At 69.9% G+C, this 18,508-nt stretch carries 14 protein-coding genes; 5 read left to right on the forward strand and 9 right to left on the reverse strand.

Going from position 1 to position 18,508, the window contains the following annotated elements; translation table 11 throughout:
- Positions 1-188: 188 nt before the first annotated feature.
- Complete coding sequence (locus tag WG924_RS27885; RefSeq protein ID WP_345936315.1) at positions 189-707, reverse strand: hypothetical protein; 519 nt, start codon at positions 705-707, stop codon at positions 189-191.
- Positions 708-921: 214 nt separating this feature from the next.
- Between WG924_RS27885 and WG924_RS27890 the strand changes: the two genes are divergently transcribed.
- From WG924_RS27890 to WG924_RS27905, 4 genes are all read left to right on the forward strand, one after another.
- Complete coding sequence (locus WG924_RS27890; protein WP_345936316.1) at positions 922-3,711, forward strand: HAD-IC family P-type ATPase; 2,790 nt, start codon at positions 922-924, stop codon at positions 3,709-3,711.
- Positions 3,712-3,808: 97 nt separating this feature from the next.
- The gene (locus WG924_RS27895) at positions 3,809-4,669 is read left to right on the forward strand and encodes a TVP38/TMEM64 family protein (RefSeq protein ID WP_345936317.1); all 861 of its coding nucleotides are present in this window, start codon (positions 3,809-3,811) and stop codon (positions 4,667-4,669) included.
- The gene (locus tag WG924_RS27900) at positions 4,666-6,144 is read left to right on the forward strand and encodes a dihydrolipoyl dehydrogenase family protein (protein ID WP_345936318.1); all 1,479 of its coding nucleotides are present in this window, start codon (positions 4,666-4,668) and stop codon (positions 6,142-6,144) included. The genes WG924_RS27895 and WG924_RS27900 overlap by 4 nt, the downstream gene beginning before the upstream one ends.
- A 14-nt stretch (positions 6,145-6,158) precedes the next feature.
- Positions 6,159-7,664 carry a sensor histidine kinase gene (locus WG924_RS27905; protein ID WP_345936319.1) on the forward strand — a complete coding sequence of 502 codons (1,506 nt, stop codon included), beginning with the start codon at positions 6,159-6,161 and terminating at the stop codon, positions 7,662-7,664.
- Positions 7,665-7,671: 7 nt separating this feature from the next.
- Here the strand turns inward: WG924_RS27905 and WG924_RS27910 are convergent, their stop codons facing one another.
- The 6 genes from WG924_RS27910 to WG924_RS27935 all read right to left on the reverse strand — a co-directional run bounded on the left by WG924_RS27910 (position 7,672) and on the right by WG924_RS27935 (position 15,788).
- Complete coding sequence (locus WG924_RS27910; RefSeq protein WP_345936320.1) at positions 7,672-8,373, reverse strand: O-methyltransferase; 702 nt, start codon at positions 8,371-8,373, stop codon at positions 7,672-7,674.
- A gap of 54 nt (positions 8,374-8,427) precedes the next feature.
- The gene (locus tag WG924_RS27915) at positions 8,428-10,146 is read right to left on the reverse strand and encodes a CYTH and CHAD domain-containing protein (protein ID WP_345936321.1); all 1,719 of its coding nucleotides are present in this window, start codon (positions 10,144-10,146) and stop codon (positions 8,428-8,430) included.
- Between the two features lie 132 nt (positions 10,147-10,278).
- Entirely contained in the window at positions 10,279-11,529 is a 1,251-nt protein-coding gene (locus WG924_RS27920; protein ID WP_345936322.1) for a site-specific DNA-methyltransferase, read from the reverse strand.
- A complete protein-coding gene (gene rnhB, locus WG924_RS27925; protein WP_345936327.1) occupies positions 11,526-12,164 on the reverse strand; it encodes a ribonuclease HII in 639 nt (212 codons plus the stop codon). Before rnhB ends, WG924_RS27920 begins: the two co-directional genes overlap by 4 nt.
- Positions 12,165-12,324: 160 nt before the next feature.
- Complete coding sequence (locus tag WG924_RS27930) at positions 12,325-12,696, reverse strand: tellurite resistance TerB family protein (RefSeq protein WP_229708443.1); 372 nt, start codon at positions 12,694-12,696, stop codon at positions 12,325-12,327.
- A 95-nt stretch (positions 12,697-12,791) separates the two neighbouring features.
- Positions 12,792-15,788: an ATP-dependent DNA helicase gene (locus WG924_RS27935; RefSeq protein WP_345936323.1), complete on the reverse strand. Its 2,997-nt coding sequence runs from the start codon at positions 15,786-15,788 to the stop codon at positions 12,792-12,794.
- Positions 15,789-16,062: 274 nt separating this feature from the next.
- Between WG924_RS27935 and WG924_RS27940 the strand changes: the two genes are divergently transcribed.
- A complete protein-coding gene (locus tag WG924_RS27940) occupies positions 16,063-17,643 on the forward strand; it encodes a lysine--tRNA ligase (RefSeq protein WP_345936324.1) in 1,581 nt (526 codons plus the stop codon).
- A gap of 66 nt (positions 17,644-17,709) precedes the next feature.
- Here the strand turns inward: WG924_RS27940 and WG924_RS27945 are convergent, their stop codons facing one another.
- Both WG924_RS27945 and WG924_RS27950 read right to left on the reverse strand, forming a co-directional pair.
- The gene (locus WG924_RS27945; protein ID WP_345936325.1) at positions 17,710-17,994 is read right to left on the reverse strand and encodes a type II toxin-antitoxin system RelE/ParE family toxin; all 285 of its coding nucleotides are present in this window, start codon (positions 17,992-17,994) and stop codon (positions 17,710-17,712) included.
- Entirely contained in the window at positions 17,994-18,272 is a 279-nt protein-coding gene (locus tag WG924_RS27950; protein WP_345936326.1) for a ribbon-helix-helix domain-containing protein, read from the reverse strand. The genes WG924_RS27945 and WG924_RS27950 overlap by 1 nt, the downstream gene beginning before the upstream one ends.
- Positions 18,273-18,508 lie beyond the last annotated feature (236 nt).

The raw sequence follows: 18,508 nt of genomic DNA on the forward strand, positions 1-18,508 counted from the left end.
CGCGCGGTCGCAGACAAAAAGAGCCTGAAACTCAGGCGCAAGCTCGCAGGCTGGGATGTCAAATACCTCGCTTCCATCCTCGGGTTACCTCTCCGTTAACCTGGATTCGGAGCCCTGGGCAGCCGATCGTATTGCCATCGGGCAATCGGGGGGGCGGCGTGTCTGCCGGCACCGGCGCCGCGCAATGCTCAGCGCTGTTCCAGAAGCTCGGCCCGCCGCCGGGCATGATAATCGGCGTCGATCACGCCGCGCTGGCGCAGGTCGTCGAGTTCAAACAGACGCTCGGCCAGAATCCGGGCATCGCCACGGGCCGCTTCGGCTGCCCGCATCGCGAAAGCCTGTTCGGCCGTGGGCGGGGCGGCGGGGGGCGGCAACGGCCGCATCGCGGTCATGGGCGGGCACCAGCCATCGGCACGCCCGACGCCGTCGCGGATCGCATAGCCATAGGCGGTGAAGTGGTCGTCGGGATAGCGATAGGCCCACCGCCGGGCTTCGGCGCAGTCGCGATCGGCGGGCCGCAAGGTCATCACCACCGGTCCCATGCCATCCGCCGCCGGCTGATCGCCGACATAATACTGATACGCGACCCGTGCCAGGCTCGACCGGTCGCTCAGGCCCAGATCGGTGTCGCCCGGCGCCAGATCATAGGGCGAGCAGGCGGAGACGATGGTGGCCGCGACCATCGCTGTGATGAACCCTGTGCGCATGACGATCTCCGACGGTGTGTGCGGGCATTGCCGCGAAAGCGGCCCGCGCCGCGATTGTGACGGCGAGGCCCGGCATCCGCAAGACCGGACCCCGCCCCGCAACCACACTTGTCCTGGATCAAGGCAGCCGATGCTGCGCCGCATCATGTTATGGTTGCGATCTGCAATGGTCGTCTCTCCGCATCGTCCGGTTCGACAAGGATGGCCCGACATCATGACCGATCAGCGTCCCGCCCCCACGTCCCCGGCCGCACCGCAGGATGCGATGACCGCATGGCATGCCGCCACGGCGGATGCCGCCCTGTCGGCGCTGGGTACCGGCCCCGGCGGGCTCAGCGTCGCCGAGGCCGCGATCCGGCTTGAGGCTTACGGCCCGAACGCGCTTGACGCGACGCGTGGGCGCAGCCTGGCGGCCCGCATCGCCGGCCAGTTCCGCGACGTTCTGATCCATGTGCTGCTGGTTGCCGCCGCGATCACCCTGGCGCTGGGGCACATCGTTGATGCGGCGGTGATCCTGGGCGTGGTGCTGATCAATGCCGCGATCGGCTTCGTGCAGGAAGGCCGGGCCGAGAAGGCGCTGGCGGCGATCCGCGACATGATCGCACCGCGCGCGGCGGTGCTGCGCGATGGCGGGCGCACCACGGTCGATGCCGCGGCCCTGGTGCCCGGCGACATCGTGCTGATCGAGGCCGGCGACCGGGTGCCGGCCGATCTGCGGCTGATCGAGGCATCGGGCCTGCATGTCGACGAAAGCGCGTTGACCGGCGAGTCGGTGCCGGTGGCAAAGTCGACCGGTCCCTCCCCCGCCGAGGCGGCCCTGGCCGACCGGATCTGCATGGCCTATTCCGGCACCATGACCACCGCCGGCCAGGCGCGCGGTCTGGTGGTCGCGACCGGCAGCGCCACCGAGCTTGGCCGCATCGGCCGGATGATCGATGCGGTGGAAACCCTGGAAACCCCGCTGGTCCGCCAGATGGCGGCCTTCGGGCGGCGGCTGTCGGCGATGATCCTGGCATTGTCCGCCGTGGTGTTCGCTGTGGCGGTGGGGCTGCGCGGCTATGCCTTCGACGAGGCGTTCATGGCCGTGGTCGGGCTTGCGGTCTCGGCGATCCCCGAGGGGTTGCCGGCGGTGATGACCATCACGCTGGCGATCGGCGTTCAGCGCATGGCACGCCGCAGCGCGATCGTCCGCCGGTTGCCGGCGGTGGAGACGCTGGGGGCCATCGGGGTGATCTGCTCCGACAAGACCGGCACCCTCACCGCCAACGAGATGACGGTCCGCGACTGTGTGCTGCCGGACATGGCACTGGCGGTGACCGGCAACGGCTATGGGCCGGACGGCGCCATCACCCTGGCCGGCGCCGATGGCGAGGCCCTGCCGGACAGATCCGACGGTGCGGACAGGTTTGACGGAGCGGAGGGATTGGCGGCGACGCTGCCCGACAGCTCGGCATCAGAGCTGGCAGCCATCGCCCGCGCCGGCCTGCTGTGCAACGACGCCACCCTGCACGTCGCCCCCGATGGCCGCTGGACGGTGGAGGGCGACCCGATGGAGGCGGCCCTGGTGCGGTTCGCGGCCAAGGCCGGTGTCGATCAGGATCAGGCCCGGGCGGCCTGGCCGCGGATCGGGCTGATCCCCTTCGACAGCCGCCACCGCTGGATGGCGACCCTGCATGCGTGTGCAGGCCGACCCGAGGCGCCGGCGCTGCTGTGCGTGAAGGGTGCGCCCGAGGTGCTGATCGCCATGTGCGTGGCCGACGAGACCGACCGGCTGCTGTGGGAGGATCGCATCGAGGCGCTGGCCCGGCGCGGCCGGCGGGTGCTGGCCATCGCCGCCCGGCCGGTCGCCGACCACCGGATGCCGGAGACCGCGCGGGTTGCCGACGGCCTGACGCTGCTGGGTCTGATCGGCATGATCGACCCGCCGCGCCCGGCGGCGATCGCGGCCCTGGCGGCGGCGCGCGCGGCCGGCATCTCGGTCAAGATGATCACCGGCGACCATGCGGTCACCGCCGAGGCGATCGGCCGCGACATGGGCATGGTGGGTCATCATCCGGCCGCGACCGGCGCGCTTCTGGATGCGGCCTCGCCTGAGGAATTCACCCGGCTGGCCCATGAGCGCCATATCTTCGCCCGGGTGAGCCCCGAGCACAAACTGCGGCTGGTCGAGGCGCTTCAGGCGCGGGGCGCCGTGGTCGCCATGACCGGTGACGGCGTCAACGACGCGCCGGCGCTGAAGCGCGCCGATGTCGGCGTCGCCATGGGCAACAAGGGCACGGAAGCCGCCAAGCAGGCGGCACAGATGGTGCTGGCCGATGACGATTTCGCCTCGATCGTGGCGGCGATCCGCGAGGGCCGGACGGTCTATGACAATCTGCGCAAGGTGATCGCCTGGACCCTGCCCACCAATGGCGGCGAGGGCATGGCGATCGTGGCCGCCATTCTGTTCGGCGCGGTGCTGCCGCTGACGGCCGTGCAGATCCTGTGGATCAACATGATCACCGCCGTCGGGCTGGGCCTGACCCTCGCCTTCGAGCCGGCCGAACCGGCGGCGATGCGTCGGCCACCGCGAAACCCTGATGCCCCGCTGATCACCGGCTTTCTGCTGTGGCGGATCTGTTTCGTGTCGCTGCTGTTCGTGGCCGGCACTTTTGCCGTGTTCCAGATCGGTCTGGCACGCGGCCACGACATTGCTGGCGCCCGCACCCTGGTGGTCAACGCGGTGGTGGCGATGGAGATCTTCTATCTGTTCGCCGTGCGCTATATGGCCGGGCCGTCGCTGACGTTGCGCGGCATTCTGGGCACGCCGGCCGTGCTGCTGGGGGTGGGCGCCACCCTGGCCGCCCAGGCCCTGTTCACCTGGTGGCCGCCGATGAACCGGCTGTTCACCAGCGTGCCCATGGACCTGACCGACCTTGGCATCGCGACCATGGCGGGCGTGGCCCTGTTCGCCTGCGTCGAGGTGGAAAAGCAGATCACACGGCTGGTGCGCCGGCGGCGCTGACGCACACGCACCGTTCACGGCAAGTTTATTGGCGGTGACATGGCCCGGTCGTTACATCTGTGATGACCGGCCCCGCCAATGAAAGCCGCCCCGCCCCATGGCCCAGCGCCCGCAGCCATCCCCCCCACCCGACCGGCCCCGGACGGCCGCCGCCGTCCGGGGCTGGCTGCCGCTGGTGGTGATGGTGGCGGCATTGGCGGCGGCGCTGGCCGGCGGCCTGCACCATGCGCTGACCCTGCAGGCGCTGGCCGATCATCACGATCGACTGACCGGTCTGGTCGGCCGGCATCCGCTGCTGGCCGCTTTGGTCTTCGGCATCGGCTATGCCGTGGCGGTCGCCATCTCGCTGCCCGGCGCCACCCTGTTCAGCCTGGCCGCCGGGGTGATGTTCGGGGTTGTCGCGGGCGTGGGCCTGGTGATCGTCGCGGCGACACTGGGGGCGATCGCGGTGTTCCTGGCCGCCCGCAGCGCGCTGCGCCCGATGCTGGAACGCCGCATCAGCGGCGACCGGCGCGCCCGGCTGGCCCGGATGGAGGCCGGATTCCGCCGCAATGCCTTCAGCTATCTGCTGTTCCTGCGGCTGATGCCGGTGTTTCCATTCGTTCTGGTCAACATCGCGCCGGCGATCTTCGGCATGTCGGGGCGGGCCTATGCGTTGGCGACACTGATCGGCATCGCCCCGGGCGCGCTGATCTATGTCAGCATCGGCGCCGGGCTGGGGGATCTTCTGGCAGCGGGTCAGGTGCCGTCCTGGTCCGACCTGATGTCGACGGAGATCCTGGCGGGATTGAGCGGCCTTGCCGTGCTTGCCCTGCTGCCGGCTTTGGTGTCGCATGTCAGGGCGTGGCGCCGGGGCCGCGCATGCCTTCCGCCCCCGGCCTCGCCATCCAGCGACCCAACCTTGCCATCCAGCGACCCCGCCCCGCCAGCCAGCGATCCAGCACGGAGACGCCCATGACCGGTCCTGCCCCGCGCCGCATCGAGACCGATATCTGCGTGATCGGCGCCGGTGCCGCCGGGCTGACCGTCGCCGCCGGCGCCGCCCAGATGGGCGCCGGTGTGGTGCTGGTCGAAGCCGGCCGCATGGGCGGCGAATGCCTGAACACCGGCTGCGTGCCGTCGAAGGCGCTGCTTGCGCGCGCCGCCGCCATGGCCGGCACGCAAGGTTGGCCGGCGCTGGGCCTGTCCGGCCCACCGCCCGTGGTGGATTTCCGGGCGGTGAAGGATGGTGTCGCCGCCGTGATCGCCGAGATCGCGCCGATGGACAGCGCCGCCCGGTTTCGGGGGCTGGGTGTCGATGTCATCCCAGCCCATGCCCGGTTCGTCGATCGCGACCGGGTGGAGGCCCACGCCCCTGACGGCACCATCACCATCATCCGGGCCCGGCGCTTCGTGATCGCCACCGGATCGAAGCCGGCCCTGCCGCCGATCGAGGGGCTGGACCGGGTGGTGGCGCATACCAACGAGACCATCTTCACCGACCGCATGCAACCCGCCCATCTTCTGGTGCTGGGCGGCGGGCCGGTGGGGGTGGAGATGGCCCAGGCCCATATCCGGCTGGGATCGGCCGTCACGCTCATCACCGCCCATGACCTGCTGCCCACGGAAGATCCGGACCTGGTCGAGGTGATCCGCCAGCGGCTGCTGGCCGAGGGTGTCGTGCTGATCGACCATGCCCGTGCCGTGGTGGCGGAACCCGGCCCCGGCGGCGACGGTGCCCGGCTGCATCTGGCGCTGGCCGATGGCGGCAGCCGGGTGGTGGCCGGCGATCAGCTTCTGGTCGCCACCGGCCGCCGGCCGGTGGTCGACGGCCTGGATCTGGCGGCGGCCGGGGTGGTGGTCGATGACGACGGCATCCGCGTCGACCGGTCGATGCAGACCACCAACCGGCGGATCTTCGCGATCGGCGATTGCGCCGCCGGCGTCGACGGTGCGCCGCCCCAGCGCTTCACCCATATGGCCGCACATCAGGCCGGCATCGTGCTGCGCCGGGCCCTGTTCCGCCTGCCGGCGCGCGTTGAGACCCGGGCCATCCCGCGGGTGATCTTCACCGATCCCGAACTGGCCCGGGTCGGCCCCACCGAGGCCGAGGCCCGCGCGCGCCACGGACAGATCACGGTGCTGCGCTGGCCATTCGCCGAGAACGACCGCGCCCGCACCGACGGCCGGACCGAGGGCATGGTGAAGGTGCTGGTCGGCCGGCATGGCCGCATCCTTGGCGCCGGTATCGCCGGCATCCATGCCGGCGAGTTGCTGGGGATGTGGGAACTGGCCATCCGCAGCCGGTTGAAGATCGGCGCCGTCGCCGGGCTGATCGCCGCCTATCCGACCAGGGGCGAAGCCTCGAAACGGGCAGCCGGCAGCCATTTCACCGCGCGGCTGTTCGGCCCGCGCATCCGGCGGCTGGTCCGGCTGCTGCGGCACCTGCCGTGAACGGGGGGCGGCCCATGATCCACCGCCTTGTCAGTCGGCTGTTTCCGGCGCGCACTCCGGCCGCCGCCGCCCGTGGCCGCGCGCCGCGGCGCCGGCTGCCGCTGGCAGACAGCCTGTCGGGACGGCTGCTGCTGCTGACCATCGCCTTCGTGGTGCTGGGCGAGGTGCTGATCTATCTGCCCTCGATCGCCCGCTATCGGCTGGTGTTCCTGGAAACGCGGCTGGCATCGGCGCATCTGGCGAGCCTGGCGCTGGAAGACCGCAACATGGCGGTGACGCCGGGGCTGGAGAAGACCCTGCTGGCCAATGGCATGGTGGTGTCGGTCACCCTCACCCGGCCGGGCGGCCCGGTGCTGATGCTGGGTGAGACGGCGCCGGCGGCGATGACCGTCGATCTGCGCGACCAGACCCCCTATACCCTGATCCGCGACGCGGTCGACTGCCTGCTGAAATCGGAACCGCGGCTGATCCGGGTGCTGGGGCCGGCACCGATGGCGCCGGAGATGCTGGTCGACGTGCTGTTTCAGGAACGTGACCTGCGCGACGAGATGCGGGCCTATTCGATCCGCATCCTGACCCTGACCATCGTGCTCTCGGCAATCGTCGCCGCCCTGCTTTATGCCGCGATCGAACGGATGATGGTGCGGCCGATGCGCCAGATGGCCGCCGCCGTGATGGCCTTCCGCGAGGCGCCCGAGGATGCCGGCCGGGTCATCCCCACCACCCGGCGGGCCGACGAGATCGGCATCGTTCAGCGCGAACTGGCGATGATGCAGCAAAGCGTGCGCCGGGCGCTGGACCAGAAAACCCGGCTGGCGGGGCTGGGTGCTGCCGTCGCCAAGCTGAACCACGACCTGCGCAACCTGCTCTCCACCGCCCTGCTCAATGCCGATCGCATCGAGCGCGAGGCCAGCCCCGCCGTCCGCCGGCTGCTGCCGCCGATGATCGCGGCGCTGGAACGCGCGATCGCGCTGTGCGGCCGGTCGCTGGGCTTCGCCACCACCGAAACCCCGGCGCCGGTGCGCGCGCCGCTCGATCTGGCACAGGTGGCGGCCGAGGTGCTGGCAACGGTCGAAGCCGACCCCGCCCAGGGCATCGCCGATCCGCTGGTGCCGGTGGTGGATGGCGGCCCGGCCGCCCGGGTCAATGCCCTGACCTCAGGACTGATCGCCACCGCCGATCACGATCTGATCTATCGCATTCTGGCCAATCTGGTGCGCAACGCGCTTGAGGCCATGCAGGCGAGCCCGCCGCCCGATGGCGGCCACCGCCTGACCCTGTCGGCGGCCCGCCATGACAACGGCATCGCCATCCATGTCGACGACACCGGCCCCGGTCTGGCGCCGAAGGCGGCGGCGCATCTGTTCGAAGCCTTCACCGGATCGACCAAGCCCGGCGGCACCGGCCTTGGCCTTGCCATCGCCCGCGATCTGGCCCGCGCCCATGGCGGCGATGTCCGTCTGGACCGCAGCGGCACCGGCGGCAGCCGCTTCACGCTGTGGTTGCCGGCAGAGGCCTGAACCGGCGTCAGGGCGCCGCCGGCGCGGTGTCGACCAGGATCATCATGAAGCCGTCATACCCCTTCATGCCCACGGTCTGCAGCACCGTCGCCGTCAGGCGCGGATCGGCCGCGACCTTGTCGGTGAAGGCCCGCACCCCCTGGACCGAGGCATCGCCATCAGCATCGGTCACCCGGCCGTCGCGCACCACATTGTCGGCGATGATCACCGCCCCCGGCCGCACCAGTGTCAGCGTCCAGTCCAGATAGACCGGGTTCGACGGCTTGTCGGCATCGATGAACACCAGATCGAACGGCGCGGCCACACCCGCCGCCACGGCCTCAGCCAGTTCGGGCAGGCTGTCGACCGCGCGGCCGACCCGCAAATCGACCCGTGCCGCCAGCCCGGCCCGGTCCAGATTGGCCGCCGCCACGCCTGCATGATGCGGATCGGCCTCCAGGGTCACCACCTGCCCGTCCTCGGGCAGGGCGCGGGCCAGATGCATGGTGCTGTAGCCGCCCAGCGTGCCGATTTCCAGCACCCGCCGCGCGCCCAGCATGCGGGCGATCAGCGCCAGCATGCGCGCCTGAAGCGGCGAGACGTCATGGGCCGGCAGCCCGGCCGCCTGATTGGCGGCCAACGCCGCGCCACCCGCCGGATCGGGAGGCAGCAGCCGGTCGGCGAACCACAGATCGACATCGCGCCAGCGCGGATCGATGGCAGATGACATGGCGGGGGCCCCACAGTCGTTGCGTCAGGTATCGTTGCGTCAGGTGTCGTTGCGTCAGGACCAGAACGGTTCGGCGGTCTTGTGGAAGCTTTTCCACGCCGCCACCGCATCGGCCAGTTCGTCGGCCGCCGCCGCCGCATGGGCACCGGCGATCATGCCCGCCGGATAGCCGAGCCCCGGACGGGTCGCCAGCGCATCCAGACGATCGCGCGCGACAGCGATGTCGTTCAGCGCCCCCAGACCGTCCTGCAGGGCCTTCAGCTTTTTGGCAAAGGTGGTTGCCTGCTTGCGTTTGTCGGCCAGGCTTTCGAAGAACTCGCAGGCATAGCGCAGCTTCTTCACCTGGATGCGCACCTCATGGCGCGCATCGGGCTCCAGATGTCCCAGGCCGCGGCCCTTGTGCCGCACCTTCTTCAGCCGCTTGTCCAGCACCGCCACCGCGAAATCCCCCAGCGGCTGCGCGCCCGGCTGCGATGCCGTGTCAACGGGCTGACCATCGCCCTCCGGGCCCTCGGCGGCACCGGTATCGGTATCGGCCTGCTGATGTGCCACGATGCCGCCGAACGGCATGGCCGGCACGCCGGCTTCTGCCAGCCAGTGGCCGGCTTCGATCCAGGCCCCCAGCACCAGCGGCAGGCGGGCGAAGCGCGGATCGTCCAGCCCCATGGCCACGGCGGCCCAGGCCGCGCGCCGGTCGTCTTCCACCGCGGCGCGCAAATCCGCCAGCGGCTCGGCGCCCAGCAGTTTCTCAGCCCCGGCCAGGGTTTCGTCGACGAACACATCGGCATCGCGTGCCGGGCCCAGAATGTCCATCAGCCAGCCGAGCGCGGTTTTGATATCGGCCGGTGTCAACAGAACCGGGTCGCAGCCGGCCGCCAGCGGATCGGCGATCGTGGTGTCGCGGGCGGCGGGAAAGATGTCGCGGAAGGTGCTCAGGGCCGATTTCAGCCGCCGCACCGCCACCCGCATCTGATGCAGCCCCTCGGGCCGGCCGGCGCGCACCGCCGCCTCGTTCGCCGCAAGCTGGCCCAGGCAGGCACGGGCGATGCAGCGGAAGCCCTCGGCCGCCGTCATGTCACCGGCGAGTGCCACCGTCGCCGCCTTCTCGATCGCGGGCTCCACCGTGCCGTCGCCATCGCCGGCGCCGGCCGCGATCAGGGCGAAGCCACGGGCCGATTTCGGTGGCAGCATCGGCTTCAGCCGCACCCGGTCCAGAAACGACAGCGCCACCAGATACAACCGGTCGGGCGTGCCTTCCAGCATGCGCAGCTCGATCTCGGTCACCGGCAGATGACGTTCCGGGTTGGTCACGTCGGCGATGACGCCTTCATCCAGCACCAGTTCCACCGCCCAGCCGGGTTCCCCCAGCCGATAGCTGCTGCGGCGGATATCCGACAGGAAGATGGGCCCCAAACCGGCGGCCAGATCGGGATCGGCGCTCAACGCGCCGAGCGGCGTACCGGTCAGCAGCCGCAGATCGGGGCGATCGTCGGCGATTGCATCCTCGAAGGCATCGCGGACCATCAGCGCCGATCCGGCCGGCCCGGCACCCGCGCATTTCACCGATTGCAGATGGCGGCGCCCGGCGCTGCTCACCTTCACGATGATGCCTTGATCATGCAGATGATGATCGGGGGTATCGAAATAGACCGTCTTCAACGGCCGCGTCACCGGCTTGGCCAGCCGCAGATTTTTCAGCGTCGGGTGCTGCCGCAGGCTTTTGAGCCCAACGGGCTCGATGGCGAATTTGAGGCCGAGTTCAATGCGATGCATCGCAGCGGGGCTTCCGGTCGCCGGCCCCCGCGCCATGCGCGGGGGCTCGGATTGCGTGCCGCAGCACGATAAAAACCACGGGATTATGCCTGCCCCCGATGACAGACGCCACCCCGGCGGCGCATGACCGGGTCAGGATACCGGCTGCTCCGGGTATGTCGTCAGATCGGCATCGCCTGCCTCGTCGACCATCCGGTCGTCGCCATCGTCATCGTCATGGTCATCGGCCGCGGCGTCGCGGCCACGGGCGATCTCGGCGCGCAGATGCTGGCGCAGGCCGTCGATCGGCTCCAACGTGCCGTCGGGGCGGCGGACGTGCCAGAACACCCAGCCATTGCAGGACGGGCCGCCGCTTGCCTTCACGCCCATCTGGTGGATCGATCCGATGGCCTGGCTGCGGCCCCGGCCGGCCTCGACCAGCCCATCGGCACGCACCCGCACCCGGTGGCGGCCCGTGCGGTCGACCAGGGCATCGCCAACCGCCAGCAGGCCGGTCTCCACCAGCAGCCCGAAGGCGATGCGGGGCTCACGCTCGAACCCGTCGCCGCCCAGCAGCCGGGGATCGGCTGCATCCGGCGCGGCGGCGATGCGACTGGTGGCCAGGGCCACATGGCCCGGATCGCGCTCGATGCCGATGAAGCGCCGGCCCAGCGCCTTGGCGGCGACGCCGGTGGAGCCGGTGCCGAAGAATGGGTCCAGCACCAGATCGCCGGGGGCGCTGGCCGCCTGCAGCACCCGATACAGCAGCGCCAGCGGCTTCTGGGTCGCATGGGCCTTGCGGCCGTCGTCATCCTTCAGCCGTTCCGGTCCCGAACAGATCGGCAGCAGCCAGTCGCTGCGCATCTGAAGCCCGTCATTCAACTGCTTCAGCGCCTTGTAATTGAACCGGTAACGGCTGCGGGCATCGCGTGCGGCCCAGATCAGGGTCTCGTGGGCGTTGGTGAACCGGCGGCCGCGGAAATTCGGCATCGGGTTGGTCTTGCGCCAGATCACATCGTTCAGAATCCAGAACTCCAGATCCTGAAGTGCCGCGCCGACCCGGAAGATGTTGTGATAGCTGCCGATCACCCAGATCGTGCCGGCCGGCTTCAATATCCGGCGGGCTTCCGCCATCCAGGCGTGGGTGAAGGCGTCATAGGCCGCGAAATCGGCGAATTTGTCCCAGTCATCCTCGACCGCCGCGACCCGGCTGTTGTTCGGACGATGCAGGGGCCCGGCCAGTTGCAGGTTATAGGGCGGGTCGGCAAACACCATGTCGACGCAGGCGTCCGGCAGGCGCCGCATCACCGCGATGCAGTCGCCATCGATCACCTGGCCCGCAATCTGCGCCGGGTCCAGCGGCTCGGCCGGCAAAGCGGCCGCGATCGGGCGGCGCCGGCTCATTCCGCCGCCACCTCGCCCGCAAGGACCAGCGGTTCGGATACGGCCGGAAGACCATCATCCGCCGACCGCACCAGCCGGGCCACCGGCGCGAAGGTCACGCGGTGGTGATGGGTGGCGCCCAGCCGTTCCAGCGCCGCCAGATGCTCGGCCGTGCCATAGCCGGCATTATGCGCCCAGCCATAGCCGGGATGGATCAGGTCCAGCTCGGCCATGATCCGGTCGCGGGTCACCTTGGCCACGATCGATGCGGCACCGATCGCCGACGACCGGCCGTCGCCGCCCACCACCGGCACGGTCGGGATCGGCAGTTCCGGGCTGTGATCGCCATCGACCAGCGCCAGCTCGGGCGGCGCCGCGCCGATATCCAGCGCCGCCCAGGCGCGGCGCATCGCCAGCAGGCTGGCCTTCAGGATGTTCAGCCGGTCGATCTCGCGCACCGATGCCTCGCCGATACCGACCCGCGCCCGGGCCATGATCAGCGGATACAGGGCCTCGCGGCGCTTGCGGCTCAAGGTCTTGCTGTCGCCCAGCCCCTCGACCGGATGTGCCGGATCCAGGATCACCGCCGCGGCCACCACCGGCCCGGCCAGGGGCCCGCGCCCGACCTCGTCGATGCCCACCACCAGTGCCGGCATCGCCGCCTCGCGGGCAAGGCCCGCTTCCGCCGCCAGCGCCGCCAGGGCCGCGCGCTCCGCCGCCCGGCCGCGACGGCGCCGGGGCGCCGCCGTCCGCGTCGCCACCGGCACGACCGGGGGCTGTGCAATCGACACGGGCGTGATCTTCGACATCGGCCGGTCAGAGATGCGCGTAACGGGCGCGCACGCCGCGCTCGATCGCGGCCGCCAGCAGGCGGTCGACATTCAGGTGATGGCGCAGGATTTCCAGCAGCCGCAGCACCTCCTGACTGACCGAGCCGTTGGATGCCGCCACCTCGCAGGCCAGCGCATAGGCGGTCTCGTGAAGCTTCGTCGGCAGGTCGGCCGCGACATGGTCGAGCACGGCATCGAGGCCGTCCTCGCCCTGAAGCATGCCCACGCACTCGCTGGCAATGTCGGGAAGCGTCGCCGGATCGAAGTCGCGGAACACCGGCAACCCCCGCACCGTGTCGCCGATGGTCTTCAGTTCAAGGTCGGTCATCTCGCGGTCGGCCGCGGAGATCAGGACCATGGTGTGGATCAGGGCAGAATGATGGGCAGCCATTTATCGTCAACCATGTATGGGCGGGAACGTCGACAGGTGGGATATCGCGGGATGATGCAGCATCACGCGCCACCAGGATCACGATTGTTACCGGAAGCGTCGGGGCGGGGCAAGCCGCCCCCGGTGCCGGCGGGGCCTGAACCGGCGCCGGGCGTGCCATCCCCCACATCCGGCGCCACACCGGCGTGGTCTGGATGCAGAAATCCGCGTGTGCGGCGGATCGCCTCGGCGATGCCCACCCGTTCCACCCGCACCCCTTCGGGAAACGCCGTGGTCAGCCGGGTCGGCAGGGCGCCATCCAGCAGCACGAACACGCCATGATCGTCCCGCGCCCGGATCAGCCGGCCGAATGCCTGGCGCAGCCGCAGGCGGACGATGGCGTCGTCATGATGATGGCCGCCGAAGGCCAGCCGGCGGGCGCGGTGCAGGATATCCGGTCGCGGCCAGGGCACCCGGTCCAGCACCAGCAGCCGCAGCGACCGGCCGGGCACGTCCACCCCGTCGCGCACCGCATCGGTGCCAAGCAGGCAGCTTTCCTCTTCGGCGCGGAAAATGTCGACCAGGGTCGCCGTGTCCAGCGGGTCGACATGCTGGGCATAGAGGCTGATCCCCGCCGCGTCCAGCGCGCCGGCGATGCGGTCATGCACCACCCGCAGCCGCCGCACCGCGGTGAACAGGCCGAGTGCGCCGCCACCGGCCGCCAGGAACAGTTCGCGATAGGCGGCCGAGATCTGATCGGCCGACGACCGCCTGAGATCGGTCACCACCAAGGCCAGCGCCGCCTGGCCGTAATCGAACGGCGATGGCAGGCTCAAGGTCTGTGGCGTGCTGGCGATATGGCGGGCACCGGCGCGGGTATAGGCGGTCTGCCAGTCGAGACCGTCACGGCTGGCCAGCCCGTCGCGGTTGACCAGACCCTCGCGGCTCGATGGCGCTTCGGGCACCGGCTCCCCCGCGGCCGCGGCGGCATCGGCATCGGCGGCAGACGGCCGTTGCGGCAGGCGGCCGCCGGTCAGGGTGGCCGAGGTCACCAGCAGGCCCCGGGCGCGTTCGCCGAACACGCGCGCGAAGGGCAGCATCGGGTCGATCCAGCGCCGTTTCAGCGCCACGTCGATATCGCGGCCGAACGCCCGGTCGATCGCCAGCCAGTCGACATGATGCGCCGGCGGGCCATCCTCGACCACCGCCAGCATCTCGCGCCAGGATTTCACCAGCCCCGCCGCCCGGCGGCTGATCGCACGCGCGGTGGCGTCGATCCGCGCCCGGTCGCCCGGCTCCAGCGTGTCGGCCTCGTCATCCAGCAGCCCGGCCAGGGTTTCGGCCAGCCGGCCCAGCGGCACTTCCAGCAGACGCAGCGCCGCTTCCAGATCGGCGGCGGCGGCGATCAGTTCGGGGCCGGGCGGGGCCACCGGCGCCTCCAGCCCATAAGGGGCATCGGCGCCGGCCGGTGAGCGCGCCAGCACGGCGCCGCGCGCCCGCGCCAGAAACACCTCGAACGGGCCGTCGGGCTGGCCGTCATCCAGGCGCTGGCGCCAGCCTTCGGCCGGCAGGGCCCGGGCGGCGCGCATCGCCTCGGCCAGCGCCTCCTCGGCGGCGGGGCGGCCGGCGACCAGATCGCCCACCCGGTCGCGCAGGCCGCGCGCGCGGCTGCGGCGCTGGCCTTCGCGCCCGGCGATCCAGCGGCGCAGTTCCTCGCCCTCACGCCCCGACAGATCCACCGCGAAGGCGCTGTCGGCGGCATCGAACAGGTGGTGGCCTTCATCGAACACGAAACGGTCGGGGCCGAAGGGGTCGTCGCCACCGGCTGCCGCCTGCACCATCACCAGGGCATGATTGGCCACCACCACCCGCGCCCGCCTCGACCGGCGCTGGGCGCGCTCGATGAAGCAGCGGCGGTAATGCTCGCAGGCCGAATAGATGCACTCGCCGCGATGGTCGGTGAGGTCGAGGGTCGCGCGCCGGCCGATCAGCTCGGCCAGCCAGCCCGGAAAATCGCCGCCATACAGGGCGCCATCGCGGGTGGCGCCCACCCAGCGCGCCATCAGCGCCAGCCCCACCCGGTCGGGGCCTGTGGCATCGCTGCGCCGCACCGCGTCCTGATAATTCAGCAGGCACAGATAATTCTCGCGGCCCTTGCGCACCACCACCCGGCGGGTCTTCTCGTCCAGATCCGGATACAGCCGGTCCAGCTCGTCATCGATCTGTTTCTGCAGGTTCTTGGTATAGGTGCTGATCCAGACCGTGCCGCCATTGCGTTCGGCCCACAGGCTGGCCGGCGCGATATAGCCCAGCGTCTTGCCGGTGCCGGTGCCGGCTTCCGCCAGCACCACCGCCGGCCCCTCGCCCTCGTGGCGGGCGGCGAAGGCCAGGCTGGCATGCATGGCATAGCGCCGCTGTTCCGGCCGGGGCTCGGCGCCGGTGCCGGTCAGGCGCTCCAGCCGCTGCACGGCTTCTTCCGGCAGCACGCCAAGCTGGGTCGGCCGGCCTTCCGGCGGCTGTTCCTGCCATTCCGGCAACCGGCCCCAGACCCGCATGCCCCAACTGTCGGCCGGCGGCACGGCGCCGCTGGCGGCGATCAGCGGTGGCCCCCAGATCCAGCCGGCCTGGGCCGCGTCATGCAGCAGGGCGGCCGGTTCCGGCAACCGCAGCTTGATCGACGCCACCTTGATCAGCCGCCGGGCGATCGCCCGGATGCAGGCGATTTCCGATGCCGCGTCGGTCCCCGGCGCCTCAACATCCAGCGCCGCCGCCAACCCGCGCGCGGTGGGCGGCGGGGTTTCGGCCGGGTTGATGAAGGCGAACAGTTCCAGCAGGTCGAAGGCGTTCAGATGCGCCGGGTCCAGCCCCAGCCGCCGGGCGGTGGCGGGCCTGTGCACCACCAGCGGCGCGCGGCCGTGCCAGGCCCCGGCCACCTGCGCCGGCGACAGCACACGCGGTGCGTCGCCGGGCCGGGCGCTCCAATGGCCACGCCCGCGCCGCGCCACCAGAACCGGGGCGTTCAGCGGGTCGGTGCGGGCGGGATCGAGACCCCGGACGGCGTCGGCTTCATCTGCGGGCATCGGGATCCGGATTGTGGAAGCGGGCCAGGAACAGGACGGGTATCAGGAACAGGACGGGTACGCAGGCGGCGGCGCGCCCCACGGTTATACGGGCTTGCCGCCGCCGGGGCCAGCCCGCGGCGCTTAGCGGCCCTGCACCGGGGGCTGCCCTCACATGAGATGCGGTCAATTGACCCGGGGCCGTGGCTGCGCATACAGTCGCCGCAGCAGCGCGCCCGGCCGTAGATGGGCAAGGCGTTCGTTTTTTCAACACGATGCGGGAACAACTCCGATCATGACCGTCGATCGCCGGCTCGCGGCCGAGGCAAAGGCCTGGCCGTTCAAGGAAGCACAGGATCTGGCACGCCGGCTGGATGGACGCCTGCCCGACAAAGGCTATGTCCTGTTCGAGACCGGCTATGGCCCGTCGGGCCTGCCGCATATCGGCACCTTCGGCGAGGTTGCCCGCACCACCATGGTGCGCCGGGCGTTCGAGGCGCTGACCGGCATGCCGACCCGGCTGGTGGCGTTTTCCGACGACATGGACGGTCTGCGCAAGGTGCCGGACAACGTCCCCAATCAGGACATGATCCGTCAGGCGCTGGGCCGGCCGCTGACCGCCGTGCCCGACCCCTTCGGCACCCATGACAGCTTCGGCGCCCATAACAATGCCCGGCTGCGTGCCTTCCTGGATGATTTCGGCTTCGACTACGACTTCCGATCGGCCACCGACTGCTATCGTGCCGGCGATTTCGATGCCGCCCTCATCCGGGTGCTGGAACGCTATGATGCGATCATGGCGGTCATGCTGCCGACGCTTGGCGCCGAGCGCCAGAAGACCTACAGCCCGATCCTGCCGGTCAGCCCCTCGACCGGCCGGGTGTTGCAGGTGCCGATCCTGTCCTATGACGCCGCCGCCGGCACCATCGTCTTCGATGATGAAGATGGCAGCCGGGTGGAGCAGCCGGTCACCGGCGGCCGCGCCAAGCTGCAATGGAAGGCCGACTGGGCGATGCGCTGGGTGGCGCTCGACGTCGATTATGAAATGTATGGCAAGGATCTGATCCCGTCGGCCGAGTTGTCGGGCAAGATCGCCCGTATCCTGGGCGGCCGACAGCCGAACGGTTTCGCCTATGAGCTGTTCCTGGATGCCGATGGCCAGAAGATTTCCAAGTCGAAGGGCAACGGGCTCAGCATTGAAGACTGGCTGCGCTATGGCTCGCCGGAAAGCCTGTCGCTGTTCATGTTCCAGCAGCCCCGCCGGGCCAAGCGGCTGTATTTCGACGTGATCCCGCGCGCCGTCGACGATTATTTCGCCCATCTGCGCAGCTATCACGCGGCGGAGGAACCGGCCAAGACGCTGGAGAATCCGGCCTGGCACATCCATGGCGGCAACCCGCCCCAGGGCGAGCCTCCCGTCGGCTTCTCGATGCTGCTCAATCTGGCCAGCGCCTGCAATGCCGAGGACAAGGCGGTTCTGTGGGGCTTCATCACCCGCTATGCCCCGGATGCGACCCCCGAAACCCAGCCCGGTCTGGACCTGCTGGTCGGCTATGCGGTGAACTATTATCAGGACTTCGTAAAGCCGCAGAAGACCTATAAGCAGCCGGATGCCGCCGAGACCGCGGCCATCCGGGCGCTCGCGACCAAGCTGGCCGAGATGCCCGCCAACACCACCGCCGAGGCGATCCAGGACGAGGTCTATGAAGTCGGCAAGCTGCACGGCTTCGACAATCTGCGCGCCTGGTTCAAGCTGCTCTACGAGGTTCTGCTCGGCCAGGAACAGGGGCCGCGCATGGGATCGTTCATCCAGCTCTATGGCCGCGCCGAAACCATCCGCCTGATCGACGACGCATTGGCCGGCAGGCTCGCCTGAGCCGGCATCAGGGGGCGTCGACGCCGACGCCCCCGGCCGTCCGGGCCGGGCCCCACAACAGGCACGTCAGAGCAAGTCCTGCCAATGGCGCGCCCCATGTATGACGCGCATGATATCCGCGCCAAACTCTGCCTTGCGATAGAGTATGAGATAGTTTCCCACTGGATACAGCCGTAGATCAGGATGAACCTCGGGCCGCGCGGATCCCATCCCCGGCATGTCACCAAGATCGCGACAACAACTGAATATTGCGTTGAGCCAACGCCTCGCAGCAATCGGGTTGTTCTCAGCAATCATCACTGTGATGGCAGCCACATCTTCTTCAGCCGCTCGTCGCAGCCGGAAGCTCATCACGCTCCCGACGAATTAAGATGGGCATCAAGTGCTGCGTGCAGGCGTGCAAATGACTCCTCACCGTCTACGGGCGGTCCGCTCGCCATACCCTCGTCCCACAGGCGGCGCAAATCGCTGATCGCGCGTGCGCGCTGCGTGCGACGCAGTGTCCATTCGCGCAACGCGTCCTGCATCACGTCACCGGCGGACGCATACTCTCCGGTATCGACAGCCTGCTGCACCATGTCCACCATGTCATGGGGCAGATCGACACTGAGTTTCTCGATATGGGCCATGGCTGATATCTCCTTGTGCCTCAAGGATAGTCGAGCCTCCCCACAAAGACAATGAGCCCGCCCCAGCTCCCAGGGCCCCGAACTCGGGTTAACGCGGTTTACGGCTTGCTCGTGTCGTGATTCTCTGAATCACCCTGATTTGGAGGACTGCTATGCCGCTGACTGGCCCGGCCCGTGGAGAGACGTCGCGTCTTGGCGCGCTGCTCGACCATTTTTCTGTGATCGAGGATCCGCGT

Origin of the sequence: Tistrella arctica (genome assembly GCF_039630945.1) — a bacterium.
GTDB classification, from domain to species: Bacteria; Pseudomonadota; Alphaproteobacteria; order Tistrellales; family Tistrellaceae; genus Tistrella; species Tistrella bauzanensis.